The sequence below is a fragment of the Postechiella marina genome (assembly GCF_039538365.1).
In the GTDB taxonomy this organism is placed as follows: domain Bacteria; phylum Bacteroidota; class Bacteroidia; order Flavobacteriales; family Flavobacteriaceae; genus Postechiella; species Postechiella marina.
On record NZ_BAABCA010000002.1, the window covers coordinates 319,095 to 337,909 of the forward strand.

General features: G+C 33.7%; 14 protein-coding genes. 5 read left to right on the top strand and 9 right to left on the bottom strand.

Going from position 1 to position 18,815, the window contains the following annotated elements:
* Positions 1-36: 36 nt before the first annotated feature.
* From porZ to ABD715_RS05220, 3 genes are read left to right on the top strand one after another with little or no spacing between them, the layout of a single operon-like run.
* Complete coding sequence (gene porZ / locus ABD715_RS05210) at positions 37-2,379, top strand: type IX secretion system anionic LPS delivery protein PorZ (RefSeq protein WP_344787053.1); 2,343 nt, start codon at positions 37-39, stop codon at positions 2,377-2,379.
* Positions 2,379-3,098 (top strand): DNA repair protein RecO, encoded by a 720-nt coding sequence (recO, locus tag ABD715_RS05215; RefSeq protein WP_344787054.1) that lies wholly within the window; start codon positions 2,379-2,381, stop codon positions 3,096-3,098. Before porZ ends, recO begins: the two co-directional genes overlap by 1 nt.
* A gap of 3 nt (positions 3,099-3,101) precedes the next feature.
* The gene (locus ABD715_RS05220) at positions 3,102-5,516 is read left to right on the top strand and encodes a TonB-dependent receptor plug domain-containing protein (RefSeq protein WP_344787055.1); all 2,415 of its coding nucleotides are present in this window, start codon (positions 3,102-3,104) and stop codon (positions 5,514-5,516) included.
* Between the two features lie 186 nt (positions 5,517-5,702).
* Here the strand turns inward: ABD715_RS05220 and ABD715_RS05225 are convergent, their stop codons facing one another.
* Positions 5,703-8,042 carry a lamin tail domain-containing protein gene (locus ABD715_RS05225; RefSeq protein WP_344787056.1) on the bottom strand — a complete coding sequence of 780 codons (2,340 nt, stop codon included), beginning with the start codon at positions 8,040-8,042 and terminating at the stop codon, positions 5,703-5,705.
* 114 nt (positions 8,043-8,156) lie between these two features.
* Here ABD715_RS05225 and ABD715_RS05230 point away from each other — a divergent pair, with 114 nt between their 5' ends.
* Positions 8,157-8,630, top strand: coding sequence for a regulatory protein RecX (locus tag ABD715_RS05230; RefSeq protein WP_344787057.1), 474 nt, complete (start codon positions 8,157-8,159; stop codon positions 8,628-8,630).
* Positions 8,631-8,763: 133 nt separating this feature from the next.
* On the opposite strand, the gene ABD715_RS05235 is transcribed toward ABD715_RS05230, so the two are convergent.
* From ABD715_RS05235 to ABD715_RS05260, 6 genes are all read right to left on the bottom strand, one after another.
* The gene (locus ABD715_RS05235) at positions 8,764-9,279 is read right to left on the bottom strand and encodes a DUF6646 family protein (protein ID WP_344787058.1); all 516 of its coding nucleotides are present in this window, start codon (positions 9,277-9,279) and stop codon (positions 8,764-8,766) included.
* Between the two features lie 64 nt (positions 9,280-9,343).
* Complete coding sequence (locus ABD715_RS05240; RefSeq protein ID WP_344787059.1) at positions 9,344-10,204, bottom strand: cupin-like domain-containing protein; 861 nt, start codon at positions 10,202-10,204, stop codon at positions 9,344-9,346.
* A gap of 244 nt (positions 10,205-10,448) precedes the next feature.
* The gene (bioB, locus tag ABD715_RS05245) at positions 10,449-11,543 is read right to left on the bottom strand and encodes a biotin synthase BioB (RefSeq protein ID WP_344787060.1); all 1,095 of its coding nucleotides are present in this window, start codon (positions 11,541-11,543) and stop codon (positions 10,449-10,451) included.
* Between the two features lie 102 nt (positions 11,544-11,645).
* The gene (locus ABD715_RS05250) at positions 11,646-12,887 is read right to left on the bottom strand and encodes a S41 family peptidase (protein ID WP_344787061.1); all 1,242 of its coding nucleotides are present in this window, start codon (positions 12,885-12,887) and stop codon (positions 11,646-11,648) included.
* Between the two features lie 101 nt (positions 12,888-12,988).
* Positions 12,989-14,416 carry a flotillin family protein gene (locus tag ABD715_RS05255; RefSeq protein ID WP_344787062.1) on the bottom strand — a complete coding sequence of 476 codons (1,428 nt, stop codon included), beginning with the start codon at positions 14,414-14,416 and terminating at the stop codon, positions 12,989-12,991.
* 4 nt (positions 14,417-14,420) lie between these two features.
* Positions 14,421-14,990: a hypothetical protein gene (locus tag ABD715_RS05260; protein ID WP_344787063.1), complete on the bottom strand. Its 570-nt coding sequence runs from the start codon at positions 14,988-14,990 to the stop codon at positions 14,421-14,423.
* Between the two features lie 219 nt (positions 14,991-15,209).
* Here ABD715_RS05260 and ABD715_RS05265 point away from each other — a divergent pair, with 219 nt between their 5' ends.
* On the top strand, positions 15,210-16,259 hold the full coding sequence (locus ABD715_RS05265) for a sugar-transfer associated ATP-grasp domain-containing protein (RefSeq protein ID WP_344787064.1): 1,050 nt from the start codon (positions 15,210-15,212) through the stop codon (positions 16,257-16,259).
* Between the two features lie 8 nt (positions 16,260-16,267).
* On the opposite strand, the gene ABD715_RS05270 is transcribed toward ABD715_RS05265, so the two are convergent.
* Both ABD715_RS05270 and ABD715_RS05275 read right to left on the bottom strand, forming a co-directional pair.
* Positions 16,268-17,440, bottom strand: coding sequence for a beta-ketoacyl synthase N-terminal-like domain-containing protein (locus tag ABD715_RS05270; RefSeq protein WP_344787065.1), 1,173 nt, complete (start codon positions 17,438-17,440; stop codon positions 16,268-16,270).
* A 399-nt stretch (positions 17,441-17,839) separates the two neighbouring features.
* Positions 17,840-18,799, bottom strand: a complete 960-nt coding sequence (locus ABD715_RS05275) for an OmpA/MotB family protein (RefSeq protein ID WP_344787066.1) — start codon at positions 18,797-18,799, stop codon at positions 17,840-17,842.
* Positions 18,800-18,815: the final 16 nt, after the last annotated feature.

An 18,815-nucleotide genomic window follows, 5' to 3' on the forward strand; every position in this document is an offset into this window, starting at 1 on the left:
TTAGATATAAATATATTTGACAGCATAAATAAAGCTATGATTAAAAGAAGTATTATAATTTTAATTTTTTTACTACCCTTTTTACAATTTGCCCAAGATTTCTCGGCTCTTTGGACAGGGCATTATTCTTATTATAATATTACCGATGTAGTTAATGCAGGCAATAAAATTTATGCAGCCTCACAAAATGCCATTTTTAGTTACGACACTCAAACAAAAGAGTTTAACGAAATAACAACTGTTAACGGACTTTCTGGCGAAGACATATCTACTATTTATTACAGCGATACTTACAACCTACTTGTAGTGGGCTACGAAAACGGACTTATTGAAATTATTTTTAACGATAATAAAAACGTACTTACCGTAGTAGATATTGCAGAAAAAGCGACTATTAATAATGTAGATAAAAGAATTAACCATATTAACGCATACGAAAATATAATTTATATATCTACAAATTACGGTATATCTGTTTTCGATTTAGAACGTTTAGAATTTGGAGACACCTATTTTATTGGTAATTCTGGAAGCCAATTAAAAGTAAGCCAAACCACCATTCACAATGGTTTTATATATGCTGCTTGCCAAAACAATAGCGGTATAAGAAAAGCAGATTTAAGCAACCCCAATTTAATAGATTATCAAAATTGGCAACAAATATCGTCTGGTAATTTTGTTGGCGTTCAAACTTTAAACAATACATTATATGCTACACATTCTAATAAACGAATATATCGTGTAGAAAATGATGTGTTAACCAGACTATTTCAATATAACCAAACACCACTTAAATTAATAACACATAACAACAGTTTAATTGTTACATTAAGAAACGCGGTATATATTTACGATACAAATTTTAATTTAACACACGAAATTCCTGTAAGTACAGATTTTAGCACATTATATAGTGCTGCATCTATAAGTAATAATACACTTTTTATTGGTACAAGAGATTTCGGAGCATTAAAAATTCCGTTATCAAACACAAATACTATCGAAGAGTTACATCCAGATTGCCCTTTACTTAACACTCCTTTTGCCATAACAGCAGGACCTAATAATTTATGGCTTACATTTGGAGACCACGACCTTTTTAACAACCCGTACCCATTAAACAGCAGAGGCTTTAGCCATTACAAAAACAACACCTGGACTAATACGCCATACAGCGACGTATTTGGTGCAAAAAATTTAAAAGTTACCGCCATTAATCCGTTTAATAACAACCAAGTATACATAGGCTCTTATTTTAGTGGTTTACTAGAGGTTAACGACGAAATCCCTACATTTTTACACAACGAAACAAATAGCGGGCTAAAACCATTAGTTCACCCTAACCCCAATTATATAGACATAAGAATTAGCGCCATGTCTTTTGATGAAAATGGCAACTTATGGATATTAAACAACAGAACAGAAAACCCATTAAAAGTTTTAAACCCATCAAATAATAGCTGGATATCGTACGATTTAAAAGAAGTAATACCTACAACCACAGAAAACACAGGATACCAAGACATAATAATAGACAGTAACCAATATAAATGGATAGGTAGCTACAACAGAGGTCTTATTGCTTTTAACGAAAACGGAGGCAATAAACTTATAAAAAATATTGCTTTTGAAGATCAAAATATGCCTTCAGAAATTATACTTTCTTTGGCTTTAGACAAAAGAAATCAATTATGGATAGGTACTTTTAGAGGCCTACGTGTGTTATACGACACCGCTAACATTTTTGAAAATGACGATATTTCTGTTAATGAGATTATTATTGAAGAAGATGGTATTGCTAAAGAGCTACTTTTTCAACAGCAAATAACAAGTATTAAGGTTGATGGATCTAATAACAAATGGATTGGTACAGATAGTGCTGGTTTGTTCTATTTATCATCAGACGGACAAAAAACCATACATCATTTTACAAAAGACAACTCGCCACTACCATCAAACTCTATAACAGATCTTTCTATAGACAATACAAACGGTACCGTATACATAGCGTCTAGCAAAGGCTTATTATCTTTTAAATCTGGAGGTTCTAGTACCCAAGAAGATTTCGAAACTGCGCACGTATACCCAAACCCTGTGCGCCCTAAGTTTAACATGGTAGACGAAAAAATTAAAATTAAAGGCCTTTCAGAAAATGTAAACATTAAAATTACCGACATTACAGGCAATTTAGTGGCCGAAGCAGAATCTAAAACCAATTTACGTTACAAAAATTTTAACTTAGAAATTGATGGCGGAACCGCCTATTGGAATGGTAAAAACCTAGCCAATAACCTTGTTGCATCGGGCGTTTACTTAATTATGTTGTCAGATCTAGATAACTTCGAGACTAAGGTTTTAAAACTAATGGTAGTAAGGTAATGTTAACAACAACTAACGCCATTGTACTGTCTAAAATTAAATACAGAGACCACGATTTAATTGTAAAATGCTACACCCAACAATACGGTGTTGTTAGCTTTTTAATTCGAGGTATTTTAAAAAATAAAAAAGGCCATGTAAAAGCTGCTTATTTCCAGTTACTATCTCAAATACAAATTGTTATAAATTACAAAAACAATAAAAACCTTCAAACTATAAAAGAAGTTAAACTAAACCATTTATACACTAGTCTACACTCCAATATTATAAAAAGTGCGGTCGTTATGTTTTTATCAGAAGTATTATCTAGTATTTTACAAGAAGAAGAGCAAAACGAAACCCTTTACAGCTACCTAGAAACCACTTTGTTGTGGTTTGACACACATACAGAATCGTCTAACTTTCATTTACTATTTTTACTAAACCTAACCAGATACTTAGGTTTTTACCCAGAAGAAATTAGTAGCGAAGACAAATACTTTAACCTTAGAGATGGTAAATTTGAAAATACAGGTTACGGAAAAACATCGGTACACGGCGAAAATTTAACACTACTAAAAACCTTATTAGGCACAACCTTTGATGCATTACATACTGTAAAAATTAATGCAAAACAAAGACAATCGTTTTTAAGTATGATATTGCTTTATTTTGAACTACATTTGGGAAGTTTTAAAACCCCTAAATCACTACAAGTTTTTAATCAAGTTTTTAGCTAAAACATGAAGGTATTTTACATCCTCTTTTTTCTTTTATTTGCCAACTTAAATGTGCAAGCGCAGCAAATAAAAATATTAAACACCCTTACCGAAGAGCCTATAAACGCTGTTGCTATTTATAATTTTGATAAATCTGTAAATGTAGTTTCAGACGAAAACGGACATGCAAATTTAGATGCCTTTTCTAGCAACGAAGTACTATACTTTCAGCACCTAACGCATCTATTAAAAACCATTAACAAATCCAAAATAGATGCTTCTAACATTATATATTTAGATGCCAACACGCAAGGACTAGACGAAATTGTAATTTCTGCATCAAAATTCGAGCAAGACAAAAAAGATATTCCTCAAAAAATAATAAGCATAAATTCTGAAAGTATTCAATTTGTAAATCCGCAAACCAGCGCCGATTTACTTGAAAGCTCAGGGCAAGTTTTTATACAGAAAAGTCAACTTGGTGGCGGAAGCCCAATGATTCGTGGATTTTCGACCAACAGGCTGTTAATTACCGTAGATGGTGTTAGAATGAACAATGCCATTTTTAGAGGTGGCAACCTGCAAAACGTTATTTCTATCGATCCGTTTTCTATACAAAGCACAGAGGTTACCATAGGTTCGGGTTCTGTAATTTATGGTAGCGATGCTATTGGTGGAGTTATGAGTTTTTACACCCAAAAACCGCAATTATCGTACACAGATTCTCTTTTATTTAAATCGAATGCCATAGTAAGATACTCGTCTGCAAGCGACGAAAAAACTGGCCATCTCGATTTTAATTTAGGCTATAAAAAATGGGCTTTTTTAACCAACGTAAGTTATACATCTTTTGGCGATTTAACCATGGGCAAACATGGTCCAGACGAATATTTAAGACCAGAATTTGCTATTACAACCAACACTGGCGATGTAGTTATTACAAACAACAACCCGTTGGTACAAAGGCAATCTGGGTATAACCAAATAAACGTTATGCAAAAGGCACGTTTCGAGCCTTATAAAAAGTTAAGTTTAGACTTAGGGTTGTATTACACAAAAACATCTGATGTACCTAGATACGACAGGCTTATTCGATATAAAAACAACACATTACGATCTGCAGAGTGGAATTACGGTCCGCAAAAATGGTTTATGGGCAATATGCAAGTTACCAAACTAAGCAGCAGCTCTAATTTATACGATAAAATTAAAACCACTTTAGCCTACCAAAATTTTCAAGAAAGCAGACTAGATCGCGATTTTGGAGACGATATAAGAAATGTAAGAGAAGAACATGTAGATGCTTACTCGTTTAATTTCGATTTTGAAAAAACACTAAGTAAAAAAATTCAGTTTTTTTACGGGATAGAGTATGTGTATAACAAAGTGAAATCTATAGGTTTTGAAGAAAACATAACCAATAACACCCAAACACCAACCGTTTCTAGATACCCTAACGGAGCCAGTTGGCAATCGGCAGCTGCATATACTAGCATAAAATACAAACCAAATTTAAAATTTGTATTTCAGTCGGGGTTACGCTTTAACAACGTGGTTTCTAAAGCCAATTTTACCAATAACAACGTTTACTTAAACTTACCATTTAACAGCTCTAAAAACAGCGCAGGCGCCTTAACAGGTACCGCAGGTTTTAGGTGGTCGCCTACCCAAACCATACAATGGAAACTTAATGCTTCTTCGGCATTTAGAGCGCCAAATATTGATGATATTGGCAAGGTTTTCGATTCTGAACCTGGATCTGTGGTTGTGCCTAACGAAAATTTAAAACCAGAATATGCTTATAGTGCCGAGTTAGGACTAAAACTAAATTTTACCGATGCCTTTGTTTTAGACATGAGTACCTATTACACTTATTTAGATAATGCTTTAGTAAGAAGAGATTATACGCTAAATGGCGAGACAGAAATTGAATACGATGGCGAATTAAGCAACATACAGGCCATTCAAAATGCATCGAAAGCGCGTATTTATGGTTTCGAGGTCGATTTAAAATGGCACATTCAAGAGCATTTAAAATTAACATCGCAATACAGCGTAATAAGCGGAACAGAAGAAAACAACGATATAGAAGTACCTATAAGACATGTGGCACCTAACTTTGGAAACACACACTTAGTATGGTCTAACAACAAAAACTTAAAAATAGATGGTTTTTTAAATTACAACGAGCAATTATCGTATAACGATTTGGCAACATCGGAAATTGAGAAAGACTACATTTATGCGCTAGACAACAATGGCAACCCTTACGCGCCATCTTGGTATACTTTAAATTTAAGAACCCAATATAAAATTAGCGATACCACAACGGTTACTGCAAGTTTAGAAAACATAACAGACCAACGTTATAAAACCTACTCGTCTGGCATTGCAGCTGCAGGAAGAAACTTTATTTTAGCTTTAAAATACACCTTATAAGCAACTGCTTTATTAATGCTTTTGCATCCATTTTATACAAAAGTAATACCGATAACTATATTTTTATTTTAAGGCCAAAAACAATAGCCCAAACCATGTTTTAAAAAACAAAAAAAGGAGCTAATTTACATGAGCTCCTTTTTTTATGTGTTATTATGCTTTGTTGGTATTTTAAATACCTAAATATTATTTCTTAATGGCTTTTTTTGTTATTACAACACCATTAGACAATTCTATTTTAGCTATATAAACCGTGTTTTTTAAGTTAGATAAGGTATATGTTTCTGATGTGTTTTCCCCTTTTAAATTGTATAACTGTCTTCCTAAAAGATCGAAAACACTAATACTTTTAATATCTAAATTACTGTTTGTGTTAAACTGAACCTTGTTATCGTCTACATCGACAATAGTAAACTTATTTGTGTTTATTTCTTCTTGATTTGTAGATAAGGTATTATCGGTATTAAATACAATTTCGAAACGCTCGTTAAACTCTCCAACCTCTGATGTAAAAGTATAGTCTCCTTCAGATAAGTTGTGTGTTTTATTTAGCAAGTTATCTTTTAAATAAACAGAGTTACTTGTTAAGAAATCGCCCTGTAAATGATCTATAGATAGTTTAAATAAAGTGGCTACCTCTATATTAGAAGCAAAACCAACCTTTATTACTTCATTTAAATTAATGCTATTTAAATCTTTTCCTTGAATAGTATAATGTGTATCATCACCTTCCATTTTAGAATATAATGCAGCTGCAAAATCTTGTGTAATTAATTTTGGTGCATCATAAGACATGCCATCATTACTATTTGTGGCTCCATTTACATAACCTACAAGTATTTGATTAAAAACACCATTATCTGACGTTAAATTAACCCATAATTTATTTTCTAAACTTTTATCTTCAACAGATTTTTTAGTATTTCCTGATTTAAAAAACTGACTGTTGCTTGTAACATCTGCCATTCTCATAGCATTTGTAAATGTTGCAACTCCCGAATTTAAAGCTGGAATAAAAAAGCCTTGACCAGAACCTACAAACCCTGACGGAGCTGGACCACTACCACCAGCGGTTCCACCTGTACCTACGGTAAATACTGCATAATCATTAAGATTAAAGTTTAACACCTCGTTACCGTCGTTTACTGCTTCTGGAGGCGATGCTTGCGCCCAAAAATATGCAACACCATCTAAAATTGAAGCGTTAGCAGCTTGAAAAGCTATAAAATCTAATGCCGATGGATAAGGGTTTCCTATAAAATTCCAATTAAGTCCTGCATTAGCTACGTTTAAATCAATGGTAACATCTACGTTTCCTGTGTTAAAAGCACCTTCAAAAGCAGCTGTTCCAGATCCACCCATAAAAAATTGAGATTCTGTAGCAGCATATCCAACTCCAGGCACCATTAAAGCCCCTGCATTTTCTATAGTCCAAGCATCTGCATTATCGTCAATATCATCATTATCTGTATCTACAAAATTAGCTGCATTAAAAGAAAAACGCCTATCTGCATCTACATTTGCAAAAACACTTCCTATGGTTTCTCCAACAACAGGAGAACTCCAATAAGTATAATAATACCAATTACTTTTAGATGCTGTTTGTTTATTTACACGAGCAGTTCCGCTAGCGCCAACAGTAAATGTTCCGCTATCATCATTCTGAACAAAATTACCTTGTGTTTCCACAAAAAGATTTCCATTAACCGTAACACTATTTTGCACCTCAACAAAATTACCGTTGCCTACCGTTAAGGTAGCTCCTGCATTAACAATTAATGTACAAGCACTAAAGTTTGTTTGTAAACCTCCGCTACTTGTATTAAAATTATCATCAATAGTTACAATTGTATTTAGTGTTGGTGGTCCCGAAGACCATGCTCCAGAAGACCATGTTGTAGCATATATACAACAGTCTGTAGTATGCGAACCAATATCTGACCAATCGTCTTGAGTTAAAACAATCCATTCACTATCTACAACGTTAGTACCTGCCGAAGTTGTCCAATTTGTATTTGTATTGCAAACACTAGCTTTTCTAACCAATGTTCTATTGTATGTAGCATCTGGTACACCTGCAACATCCCAACCTTCATTTAATGGTGGCGAAACACCATCTGTTCCTACTGCATCAATTAACACAAATGTCCCCGTACCATCATCTTTAGCTAAACCAACAGCATCATTTCCATTCCAATTAGCACTTCCACTAACCTTTCCAGTACTACCGGAAGCAACAGCTAGTATTACAGCATCTGCGCCAGTATGAGCAACAACGTAAGTCGCTCCATTAACTAATATTACTCCTGTTAAAGAAATTTCAACTTCAGACCATGAACCACCATTAGAAATTCTCCAAATCTCATAATCAGATAAATCTACATCGGCTCCAGTGCCATTAAATATTTCAACATATTTATTATTACCATCCCCTTCTCCATACTCAGAGATAATTAAGTCATTCATTTGCGCATACCCAAAACCAACAGATAAAAGCGTTATTATTAAGAGACTAATTTTTTTCATAAGCGTTAAGTTTAAAAAATTATACTTCGACTATGCGTAGCAGAAAAGATTTGGTTTTTTATAAATTTTTATTCTAAATTTTAATTTATCAATTGTTATTTTTGATTCGATTTTATGCAAACAAAAAAAACATATACCGTAGAAGAAGCCACAAGAAAACTAGAGCATTATTGCGCCTACCAAGAACGGTGCCATCAAGAAGTGCAGCAAAAGCTAGAAGGTATGCATATGATACCCGAAGCTATAGATGTAATTATTGTACACCTACTAGAGCATAACTTTCTTAATGAAGAACGTTTTGCCAAAACATTTGTTCGAGGTAAATTTAAGTTTAAGGCTTGGGGCCGACGCCGATTAACTTTCGAACTAAAGAAAAAAGACATAAGCAAAGTTAATATAAATCAAGCGCTTACCGAAGTACCCGAAGAGGTATACGTCGACACTTTTAATGACTTAGCCGAAAAAAAAGCAAATTCTATTACAGAAAATAACATTTATAAAAAAAAGAAAAAGTTTATAGATTATTTTCTGTATCGCGGTTGGGAGTCTCATTTAGTGTACACTAAGGCCAACGAGCTTATAAAATAATAGCAAAATTTACAGTTAAAAAATTACTTTTTTAATGCAAAAAAGGCTTGCAAAACTATGTTTTGCAAGCCTTAAATTTTAATACTATTTTAACATTTAAAGCCTGTGGTTTTAAATGTATTGTTTCTTTTTTCTACAAGTTAAAAACTGCTCCTAAATTAACCGTAAACTGGTTGTGTAACTCTTCGGCAGCTGTTAATGTTCCGCTTTTATATTTTGCAAAAGGCGTGTTTAATTCTGTGTAAACACCAAAACCATCGCTAAAAAAGTAACGTGCACCTAAATGGCCACCAAAGTTTTTAAGTCCAAGACTTAAACCAGGGTAAACATCAAAATTATCATCAATATTAATAACGTTTCCTAGGTTTGCATTAAAACGTGCTCTTAGGTCAAAACGGTTATCAAAATCGGCATTTAAATCGTCAATAGCGTTATTTTTTAAAGCATCGTCTAGCCCTAAAACATAAGATGTAGAGAAACCAACCGATATGTTTTCTCCTAAACCTAAATCGTAGCTTAAATTAATACCTGTACCTCCGTCTTGAAAGTTGGCACCAACTTGAAATTTATTATCGTTTTTACCTAAAAAAGCTTGAGCGTTAACAAATGATACGCTTACCAAAGCAACAAATAAAATTATTTTTTTCATGATTTGAGTTTTTTATTTAAGTGGGCAAATATATTATATCTTATTAATAAAAGTGTGTTTTTTTTTACAAACCTTTATGTGTACGCACAATAGCTTGTTCGTTTTTCCAGTCTATCCAGCGTTGCCCTTTAATTCTGCGCATTATATTATCGTAATTACGCATAATTAGTAAATTATAAATGGCTGTTCCAAAATTTTTAGGTTGTCTGGCAATAGCGCGCAAACTCATACTAAAACCTGGTGTTATGTAGCGCATGTAATGCCAATAACCTTCTGGCATGTACAATATTTCGCCATGGTTTAGTATGCTTTTATAACCTTTTGCTTTTTTAAGCATGGGCCATTTTTTTAAGTCTGGATTGTTAAAATCTATATCTTCTCGGGTAATTAAAGAATGTGGAATTTTATAAATATAGTCGCTCTGCTGCTGATCAAACAAAATAACCTGCTTTTCGCCTTCGAAATGAATATGGAAAATATTGGCTAAATCTATATCGTAATGCATAAAAGTATGCGAGTTTTTGCCACCAAAAAACAACATGGGCACACCTTTTAATAGGCGCAACCCAAAATCTGGGAACGTAAAATCTTTTTGTAACACTGGTATTTCTTTAAGTGCATTCCATAAAAAAATACGAAATTTTGTTGGTTCGCGTTTTAGCAAGTCTATATAGTCGCTAAGTTTCATTTTAGCATGCGCTTGGTTAAACCCATCTTTATAATCTACGGGTCTGTCGTCGTAAAGAGGCACCGTAATATGGCCTCCAACCTGTTTCATATACTCCAAATTCCATTTGGTATACGCAGGCCAGTCTTCTATAAAACGTTCTATTACCACAGGTTTTTGTGGTTTAAAATAGTATTTTAAAAAATCCTTTTTAGTAATGGTTTTTACTCGCGGAATTTCCTGTAAGTTTAAAGCCAATGTTTAATTAGTTTAGGTTTACAAAGGTAAATAAACGCTACAAATTTTTAAATAGTATCTAGGGTGTTATCTTTAGGCCTTGGCTTTTAGCAATTGCTTTTTGTGTTGCACATGTATAACAACACAAAAACAACTGTAATAAAACTTACCAAGCTTAACCTAAGTTTGTTGCAGTTTTTAACGCAGGTAGTCTGCCAAAAGCAGTAACCCTGTTTACAACCCATTAAAAATTTGTAATTGCTATTTATTTTAAAGCTTTAGATTTTTGCTTTGCAGCCTCATTACGTTCAATTTTGTGCTCTGGGCGTGTCCACTTTGGTTTTTCGCCTAAAGCTTCAAATTTAGACTCTGCAGCTTCAACTGTTTGTGGTTGTACCTTTTTAGTAAATGGCTTTTGCGGATTTAAACCTAATAATTCAAACATTTTCATATCCTCATTTACATCAGGATTTGGTGTTGTTAACAGCTTATCTCCTGCAAAAATAGAATTTGCACCTGCAAAGAAACACATAGCTTGTCCTTCTCTAGACATTTGCGTTCTACCTGCACTTAAACGTACTTGGGTTTCTGGTAAAACAATTCTTGTGGTAGCTACCATTCTAATCATTTCCCAAATAGAAACTGGTTTTTGATCTTCTAGTGGTGTACCCTCTACAGCAACTAATGCATTTATTGGTGTAGATTCTGGTTGCGGATTTAATGTAGAAAGCGCTACAAGCATTCCTGCTCTGTCTTCTATATTTTCGCCCATACCAATAATACCGCCACTACAAACCGTTACGTTTGTTTTACGTACATTGTCTATAGTATCTAAACGGTCTTGGTAACCACGTGTAGAAATAACTTCTTTATAATACTCTTCGCTAGAATCTAAATTATGGTTGTAAGCGTATAATCCTGCTTCTGCCAAACGTTGTGCTTGGTTTTCTGTAATCATACCTAGTGTACAACAAACTTCCATGTCTAGTTTGTTAATGGTACGTACCATTTCTAAAACTTCGTCGAACTCTTCGCCATCTTTAACATTTCGCCATGCAGCACCCATACAAACACGAGAACTCCCACTTGCTTTAGCTCTTAAAGCTTGTGCTTTTACTTGTTGTACTGGCATTAAATCGTTACCTTCTATATTGGTATGGTATCTGGCAGCTTGTGGGCAATAGCCACAATCTTCAGAACATCCGCCTGTTTTAATAGACAATAATGTACTAACCTGTACCGTGTTTGGGTCGTGATTTTTTCTATGTATTGTAGCTGCTTCGTAAAGCAACTCCATTAATGGTTTGTTGTATATATCTAGAATCTCTTCTTTAGTCCAATTGTGTTTAGTCTCGCTCATTTGAAGATTTATTTTTTGCAAAAATAGTTATATCCATTTAGATTTTCTTTCTGTTACATCTAAAATATGGATATTAAATAATTGAATTTACTGAATTATTTTTTATTTCGACTTATTTATTAACTTAATTCCTTTTTCTAACACCTCATCTTTACCAGAAATTGTTTGATTTACAACGTATGTTGGCTCGTATAACTCGCGTGCTATGCCATTAAGATGAAACAATTTTTCGGTAGATATTCTATAACCATACGCTTGGTTTTTAAACGAAAAACTACTTACACCTCCTGCCAAGCGCTCCATTTTAGAGCCTACAATTTTACCGCGTTTTATGCCCTCGAAACCTATTGCTAGGCCTTCGCCCATACTACCTGTCCAGCGTCCAACCAAAACCACAACAGGTTTTTTATATGTTTTACCTCGTGCATGTACATACTCTACCCAACTGCGTGTAATTGCAGGATTTACATTAGGGCTGGCTTTAGATTGCTCTAAAAACAAATGCTTTTGGTAAGGTTTAGGCGTGCTTATAAAACGCCCCATAATACCACGAGCTACATAAGAGTTGCCCCCATCTACAGTGTTTCTTAAATCTATAATAAGGCCTTTGGTATCCATTAATTTATTTAACGCTCTATCGAACTCTGTAACTAAAATATCTTTTCCTAGAGCATTATTAATTCTAATAACGCCAATATCTCCATGTTTTTTAGATGTTAAATAATAAGGCTCTGCCCTAATTTTTATGTTATCTAAATCGAAGTTTATTATTTTTTTATTTTTCAGTTTTAAGGTTAAAACACGTGGCTTGTTGTATTGTCCTGCCAAAAGTTTATTAGCTATCCACTCGCGAGCCAAGCTATTGTTTTTATCGTTGCATTGGGTTGGAAAATTATTTATAGCTTCATTAAAATTTACACCGTTTATTTTAAGAATTTCGGCATTAATAATTTGGTTAGCCTCTTCTAATATTTGCGATTTCCACACACTAGTAACCAAAAATTTTCCTTTGGTAATAGCTGTATATACTGGTGCACTTAACCTGTAAGACGATGGTCTATTTGTATTTAAAATAACATGACTATCGTAAAACTCGTCTAGTAAATACTCGAACAATAAAACCGTATCTTCTTCTGTTTTTATATGCTTAATTTGATTTTCGTAATACTTACGAATACAATTTAAATCGACTCCTTTTTCGTTTAAATACACATAGTTTGCCTCTATATCTCCAATTATTTTATTTAAATCTTCTTTTATTTTAGAATGATTTACATAATACTGTTGTGCATAATTGTGGGTTACATTAAATACAACTAGAAAAACTACAAGTAACTTTTTCATGAGATTTTATTTAAAATGAGCATAAAATTAAAAACTCTACCTAAAACACAATAATGTTGTTGTGTTTTAGGTAGAGTTTTTAATAGTACAATTTTTAATAGTTATTCTTTTGCTTTTGCATTAGCACCATCTGTAGTTGCATTGGCATTTTCGGTTTCTATATCTTTACCTTTTAAATACTCTGGCAATTGCATACCAGCCATATTAAACATGTCTTGCAATGGTGGTACAGATTTGTACATACCCGATAAGAAATTGGCTGTAGACGATTTTCCGTCTTCGCCTCCACCACCGTTTTCCCAAACGGTAACTTTATCTATTTTAATATTTTTAATAGCTTCGGCTTGTGTTTTAACTAATTCTGGTAACTTATCTGCAATTAATAACAATACTGCATCTTTAGAGTTGTTACCTGCTGCTTTTACAATTTGATCTAAACCTGCTGCTTGTTTTGTTAATACTTCATACAAACCTTGTGCTTCTGCTTGAGCTTTAAACAATATTGCATCTGCTTCACCTTTTGCTCGACGTCTTATTTTTTCAGCTTCAGCTTCAGCATCAATTTCAACTTTCTTTTTATCAATTTCTGCAGGTACAATAACATCTGCCATTTGAGAAGAACGCTCTCTATTTGCTCTGGCATTTTCTGCTAATTGCTCTGCAGCATAAGACTCTTCTAAGGCTTTTGCACTCTGTACTTTTTCTGATGCATTTGCTACACGCTCTGCTTCTGCTTCTCGCTGGCGTCGTAACGAATCGGAATTTGCTACAGCAATTTTTGCGGTATTTTCTCCTTCTACTGCTTGCGCATTTGCTGCTGCTACTTGGGTTCTCTCATCTTGCACTGCGTTAGCTTCACCAATAGATCCATCTCTGTTTTTCTCGGCAACCGATTTACGTGCTGCATTTATGGCATGCGCTGCTGCTTCTTTACCTAAAGCTTCAATATAGCCAGACTCGTCAACAATATCTGTAATATTTACATTTATTAGTTTTAAACCTACTTTCTTTAACTCGGTTTCTACACTTTGCGAAATGTTAGTTAAAAACTTGTCTCTATCGTTATTAATCTCTTCAATATCCATAGAGGCAACGACCAAACGTAACTGACCAAAAATAATTTCTTTTGCTAATTCTTGAATATCTGGTAAACCCAAACCTAATAAACGCTCTGCTGCATTTTGCATAACACCTGGCTCTGTAGATACACCTATTGTAAATCGAGACGGTACATTTACACGAATGTTTTGCTTAGAAAGTGCATTTATTAAATTTACCTCTATAGACATTGGTGTTAAATCTAAAAACTCGTAATCTTGAATTACTGGTAATATAAAAGCTGCACCACCATGTATACACTTGGCAGATTGGCCACCACCAACTTTACCGTAAACCACCAAAATACGATCTGAAGGACAACGTTTATAACGCCTTATTAATATAATTAAAAATAAAAAGATAAATAAAACTGCTGCTATTACAGCAATAGGAAAACCTAAGTTTAAGGCTTGAGTAACTAGTAATGTCATATAATTATTTATTTAGTTGTTCTACTATTAAAATACCGTTTGCTGTTACGTTTTTTACAGATATTACTGCACCCGATTTTAAATCGGTTTCTGAGTCTGTTAACGCTTCTAATTCTCTTAAAGCACCTTGTATACGCACATGTGCTTTACCTATAGACGAGCGTTTAGCACCTATTGTTAAATACACTTCGCCAACGCTACCAATGGCATTTTTAAAATTTAATGTGCCACTGTGGTTAAGTTTACGCATGTAAAAAAACATGGCTGCCATAACTCCCATCATTAACAAACCACAAGTAAGCGAAATAACAATGGTTACGGGTTTAGAAAAGCCCGCGTCTAAACAAGCAATACCGCTCCACCCAAAAATGGTAAAAAAACCTACCAAATTTTTAAAGGTTATAAATTGAAAACCAATACCGGTGTCGGTTTCTATTTCGGTATCAAGATCTAGCTCATCAACATCTCCACCCATAAAAGTTAAAACCATGGTAATAACAAAGATAAAAGAGCCTAGTAAGGCAATGCTCCAATATACTTTTGGAAAAAGTTCTAAGTTAAAATACCACTCCATACGTTTTATGCTTTAAAAATTTAACGATTTAAATGTAAGATTAATTTGGCTAACCTTTACTATGATGTTTTTAATTTTAAAATTACTTAGACCAGATTAATAGTCTTTTGTAGTTTTATATATATGTATACCAATACTCTGCTTTGTTACAAATAACCCCAAAAGTAATTAGTATTTATAAAGGAATATCTTATTTTTGATTTCATCAATTTTCTATAAATGAGCCGATTTAACGATGTTAAAAGGATTAAAATCTTTTTTAAAGACCCGAACAAAAAAAGTATTTTTAAAATAATAAAAGAGGTTTTTATACTTACTATTACCAAAAAAGAAATTCCTTTTTATTATTTTAAATATGCCTACAGAAAAAACATTACAAATTATTTAGACTACCACAGTACTAAAGAATTAACCCTTATGGGTAATAGCCATAAACTGCACAACAAAGACTTAAACCCTATAATAGAAAACAAATTGTTTTTCTCTTTTTTTTGCGAGCAAAACAATTTAAAAACCCCAAAACTAATTAGTTACAACTTTAAAACTTCTTTTTTTTACAACAACAAAACGGTACAACTAAAAAATAAAGATGCAGTAACTGCTTTTTTTAAAACTATTTTTAAAGATACTAACGTAGAGGCCTTGTTTTTTAGACCTCCATCTGAGCAAGGAGGCAAAGGGTGTTTTAAAATAAGTAAAGCCAGTGTAAATAAAGATATAGATAAGACTTTTGAGTTTTTAACACAGGGTACTTTTGTTCATACAGAAATTATTAAGCAGCACGATGCTATTAACAACATACATAACAAGGCTGTAAACACGTTGAGGATTATATCTATTTTAACTGAAGATAATGAGGTTGAGTTTATAGGCGGATTTTACAGATTTGGCGTTGGTAAAAGTGTGGTAGACAACGCATCGTCTGGTGGTTTTATTGTTGGTGTTAATATGGCAGACGGTACACTTAAAAAAACGGGGCATTATTTATCGGGTTATGGTGGTGCAGAAATATACGAACACCCTGATAGTGGTTTTAAATTTGAAGGTTTTAAAATTCCATTTTACGAAGACATTTGTAACAATTTACGAGAAGCTGTAACCTTTTTACCAGATCGATACATAGGCTGGGATATTGCCATAACCAACAACGGGCCATTAATAGTAGAGTGCAATTCGAAACCGCACTTACCTTTAAGCGATATTGCACATGGCGGTATGCTTAATAATAAACACATGAAAACGTTGCTAAATATTGCTAAATCGAAATAAAACTGCTTTTAAGCTTTTGAAAGCAAAATAGAAACTGCATTACCACCAAAGCCAACAGCATTTACCAACACATGTTTTATACTTTTTGGCAACTCTTGCTTTTCTGCAAAGGGCACACCAATAAACTCTTGATGTTGTAACATTAATACAGCAAACTCTAAACTTAAAGCTCCAGAAGCCCCAAAGGTATGCCCTATTTTCCATTTATTGGTGGTTAAAGCTGGGCGTTTATTGAGAAATGTTTTTTCTATAGCGTTTACCTCTGATAAATCGCCTTTTATAGTTCCTGGTGCATGCATAACAACAACATCGACATTGTCTGGATTTAAATGCCCCAGAGCCATTTTCATAGATTTTTGAAAACAAACGGCATCGCTAGAAATAGAAATATTATGTTTTAAAATCTCGGTGGCATACCCAACTCCCGTTATTACTGCCAAAGCATGTTCTTTTTTTCCTGCTTCTAAACAAGCTACAGACGCACCTTCGCCCAAAACCATAGTGTTTTGCGTTTTATTTAAATTTAGTGCTTCGCAAGGAAACTTATCTTGATTGGTATTTAATTTAGCTCTAGAGTAAATTTTTAAAGCTTGCATTTGCGCAATGGTAAACGGTGTTAAAGGCGCTTCGCTACCACCTACTAAAAACTTATTACACATGCCAGAATTTATCCATGCAACACCATTTAAAACAGAGTGTAACGCTGTAGAACAGGTTATGGAATGACTTATTTCTGGGCCTTCTGTTTGTAAATCGTGCGCTACCCAAGACGATATATTACCCAACGTTGTGGTTGGAGAGCTTAAGGTTTCTGTTTTGTTATTTTTTAAAAAACCTTCGTGGTAGGTTTCAAAAAGTTTTGTGGCACCACGAGAAGAACCAATATTTATTCCAAAATTATCTTGAGCTTGCCAACCGGCATCTTTTACCGCTTTTCTTGATGCGTAAAGGGTAAACAAAACCGTATTGTCTAAAGATTTATACTTATTGTCTGACTGTTTTATTTCTTCGATTTCTTTTTTGGAGTCTTTAGATATTTGAGATACTAAAACAGGCTTTTTATTGATTTCTTTTTCTGAAATGCAATGTGTATTGTTTTTATAACTGGCCCAAACATCGTTTAATGTTTTTCCTAATGGAGAAATTGATGCTATTGCGGTAATAGATATAGGTTTAATCATAATTAGTCGTCATTATAAACATGCTTAATAACCTTCTAGTTTTTAGAAGTTTGTTTTAATCTTGTTTAGGGTTGACGTTAAGTTTGCAAATTTAAAAAATTGATGGGAATATTTTCTCCATTTCTGTTTTCTTATCTCTTATTAAATACATACCCCATTTTTTAATTGGTTACTTATTTTATAAATGGTACTGCGTTAGGGATTGATGCGACATCCTTTTTAAAATATACAAACACCTTGTTTTTCGCTTACTTAAAACTTAGTAGTTTAGTTTATGGTTTACTTATAAATATGCCTTTTAAAAAGATATAGCGGAAAGCCCGACCCTTGTGGTAACGCCAAAAAAATAACCGCCATAATTAAAATGACGGTTATTTGTGTTTTTATGTTATCTTGTTTTTAATTATCGTTTAACAGTTTAGACAGTTCGTCTAGTTTTGGTGTTAAGATAACTTCGATTCTTCTATTTTTTGCTTTGCCTGCAGCGGTTTCGTTTGATGCTATTGGTGCAAACTCGCCACGACCTGCTGCGGTTAGGTTTTCGGCTTGTATTTTGGTGTTTTCGCGTAAAATATTTACAATAGATGTTGCTCGTTTTGTAGATAAATCCCAGTTACTGGTTAGTATACCATTGCCTTTGTATGGTACGTTATCTGTGTGGCCTTCTATTAAAACTGCTATGTCTGGGTTTTCGCCTAACACGCTACCTAATTGCTTAACAGCTTTTCTCCCTTCGGATCCTACTGCCCAGCTACCAGAGCCAAATAACAACTTGTTTTCCATAGAAACATATACTTTTCCGTCGCGTTGCTCTACGGTTAAGCCTTTACCTTCAAAATCTGTCAAAGCTCTAGAAATGGCGTCTTTTAACTTGGTCATAGCTGCATCTTTGGCTGCAATAACGCTTTCTAGCTCGGCAACACGGTTAGAGCGATCTTCTAATTCTTTTTTAAGCTTTGCCAAACGCTCGTTTTCTGCTGCTAAGGCTTGTTCTTTAGCTTCTAATTGCGCTAAAAGCTCTCTGTTTTTTTTAGAGTTTGCTGCTATGGCTTTCGAGCTATTTTGCTCTAAAGCGTCGTAAGAGGCTTTTAAATTATCGTAGTTTGATTTTGTGGCGTTATAATCGGCTTGTAATTTCTCTTTGTCTGCAACTGCTTTTTCGTATATAGATTGAAGTCTGCTAAGCTCGTTTTCTGCTTTTGTTTTTTCGTTTAACAACTTACTATTTTCGTCTGATAGTTTTCTATTTTCTGATTTTAAACGACTGTATTTATTTTCTAAATCTTTGTATACCTTTGGAGATACACACGATGCAACTAACACTAAGGTTAAGGCTAATAACGAAATTTTTTTAATCATTTTTTTAGGGTATTTT

What these genes read in the sequence shown, in the direction of transcription:
- porZ (WP_344787053.1), top strand. Translation starts at nt 37, where the DNA reads ATGATTAAAAGAAGTATTATAATTTTAATTTTTTTACTACCCTTTTTA.
- recO (WP_344787054.1), top strand. Translation starts at nt 2,379, where the DNA reads ATGTTAACAACAACTAACGCCATTGTACTGTCTAAAATTAAATACAGA.
- ABD715_RS05220 (WP_344787055.1), top strand. Translation starts at nt 3,102, where the DNA reads ATGAAGGTATTTTACATCCTCTTTTTTCTTTTATTTGCCAACTTAAAT.
- ABD715_RS05225 (WP_344787056.1), bottom strand. Translation starts at nt 8,042, where the DNA reads ATGAAAAAAATTAGTCTCTTAATAATAACGCTTTTATCTGTTGGTTTT.
- ABD715_RS05230 (WP_344787057.1), top strand. Translation starts at nt 8,157, where the DNA reads ATGCAAACAAAAAAAACATATACCGTAGAAGAAGCCACAAGAAAACTA.
- ABD715_RS05235 (WP_344787058.1), bottom strand. Translation starts at nt 9,279, where the DNA reads ATGAAAAAAATAATTTTATTTGTTGCTTTGGTAAGCGTATCATTTGTT.
- bioB (WP_344787060.1), bottom strand. Translation starts at nt 11,543, where the DNA reads ATGAGCGAGACTAAACACAATTGGACTAAAGAAGAGATTCTAGATATA.
- ABD715_RS05250 (WP_344787061.1), bottom strand. Translation starts at nt 12,887, where the DNA reads ATGAAAAAGTTACTTGTAGTTTTTCTAGTTGTATTTAATGTAACCCAC.
- ABD715_RS05255 (WP_344787062.1), bottom strand. Translation starts at nt 14,416, where the DNA reads ATGACATTACTAGTTACTCAAGCCTTAAACTTAGGTTTTCCTATTGCT.
- ABD715_RS05260 (WP_344787063.1), bottom strand. Translation starts at nt 14,990, where the DNA reads ATGGAGTGGTATTTTAACTTAGAACTTTTTCCAAAAGTATATTGGAGC.
- ABD715_RS05265 (WP_344787064.1), top strand. Translation starts at nt 15,210, where the DNA reads ATGAGCCGATTTAACGATGTTAAAAGGATTAAAATCTTTTTTAAAGAC.
- ABD715_RS05270 (WP_344787065.1), bottom strand. Translation starts at nt 17,440, where the DNA reads ATGATTAAACCTATATCTATTACCGCAATAGCATCAATTTCTCCATTA.
- ABD715_RS05275 (WP_344787066.1), bottom strand. Translation starts at nt 18,799, where the DNA reads ATGATTAAAAAAATTTCGTTATTAGCCTTAACCTTAGTGTTAGTTGCA.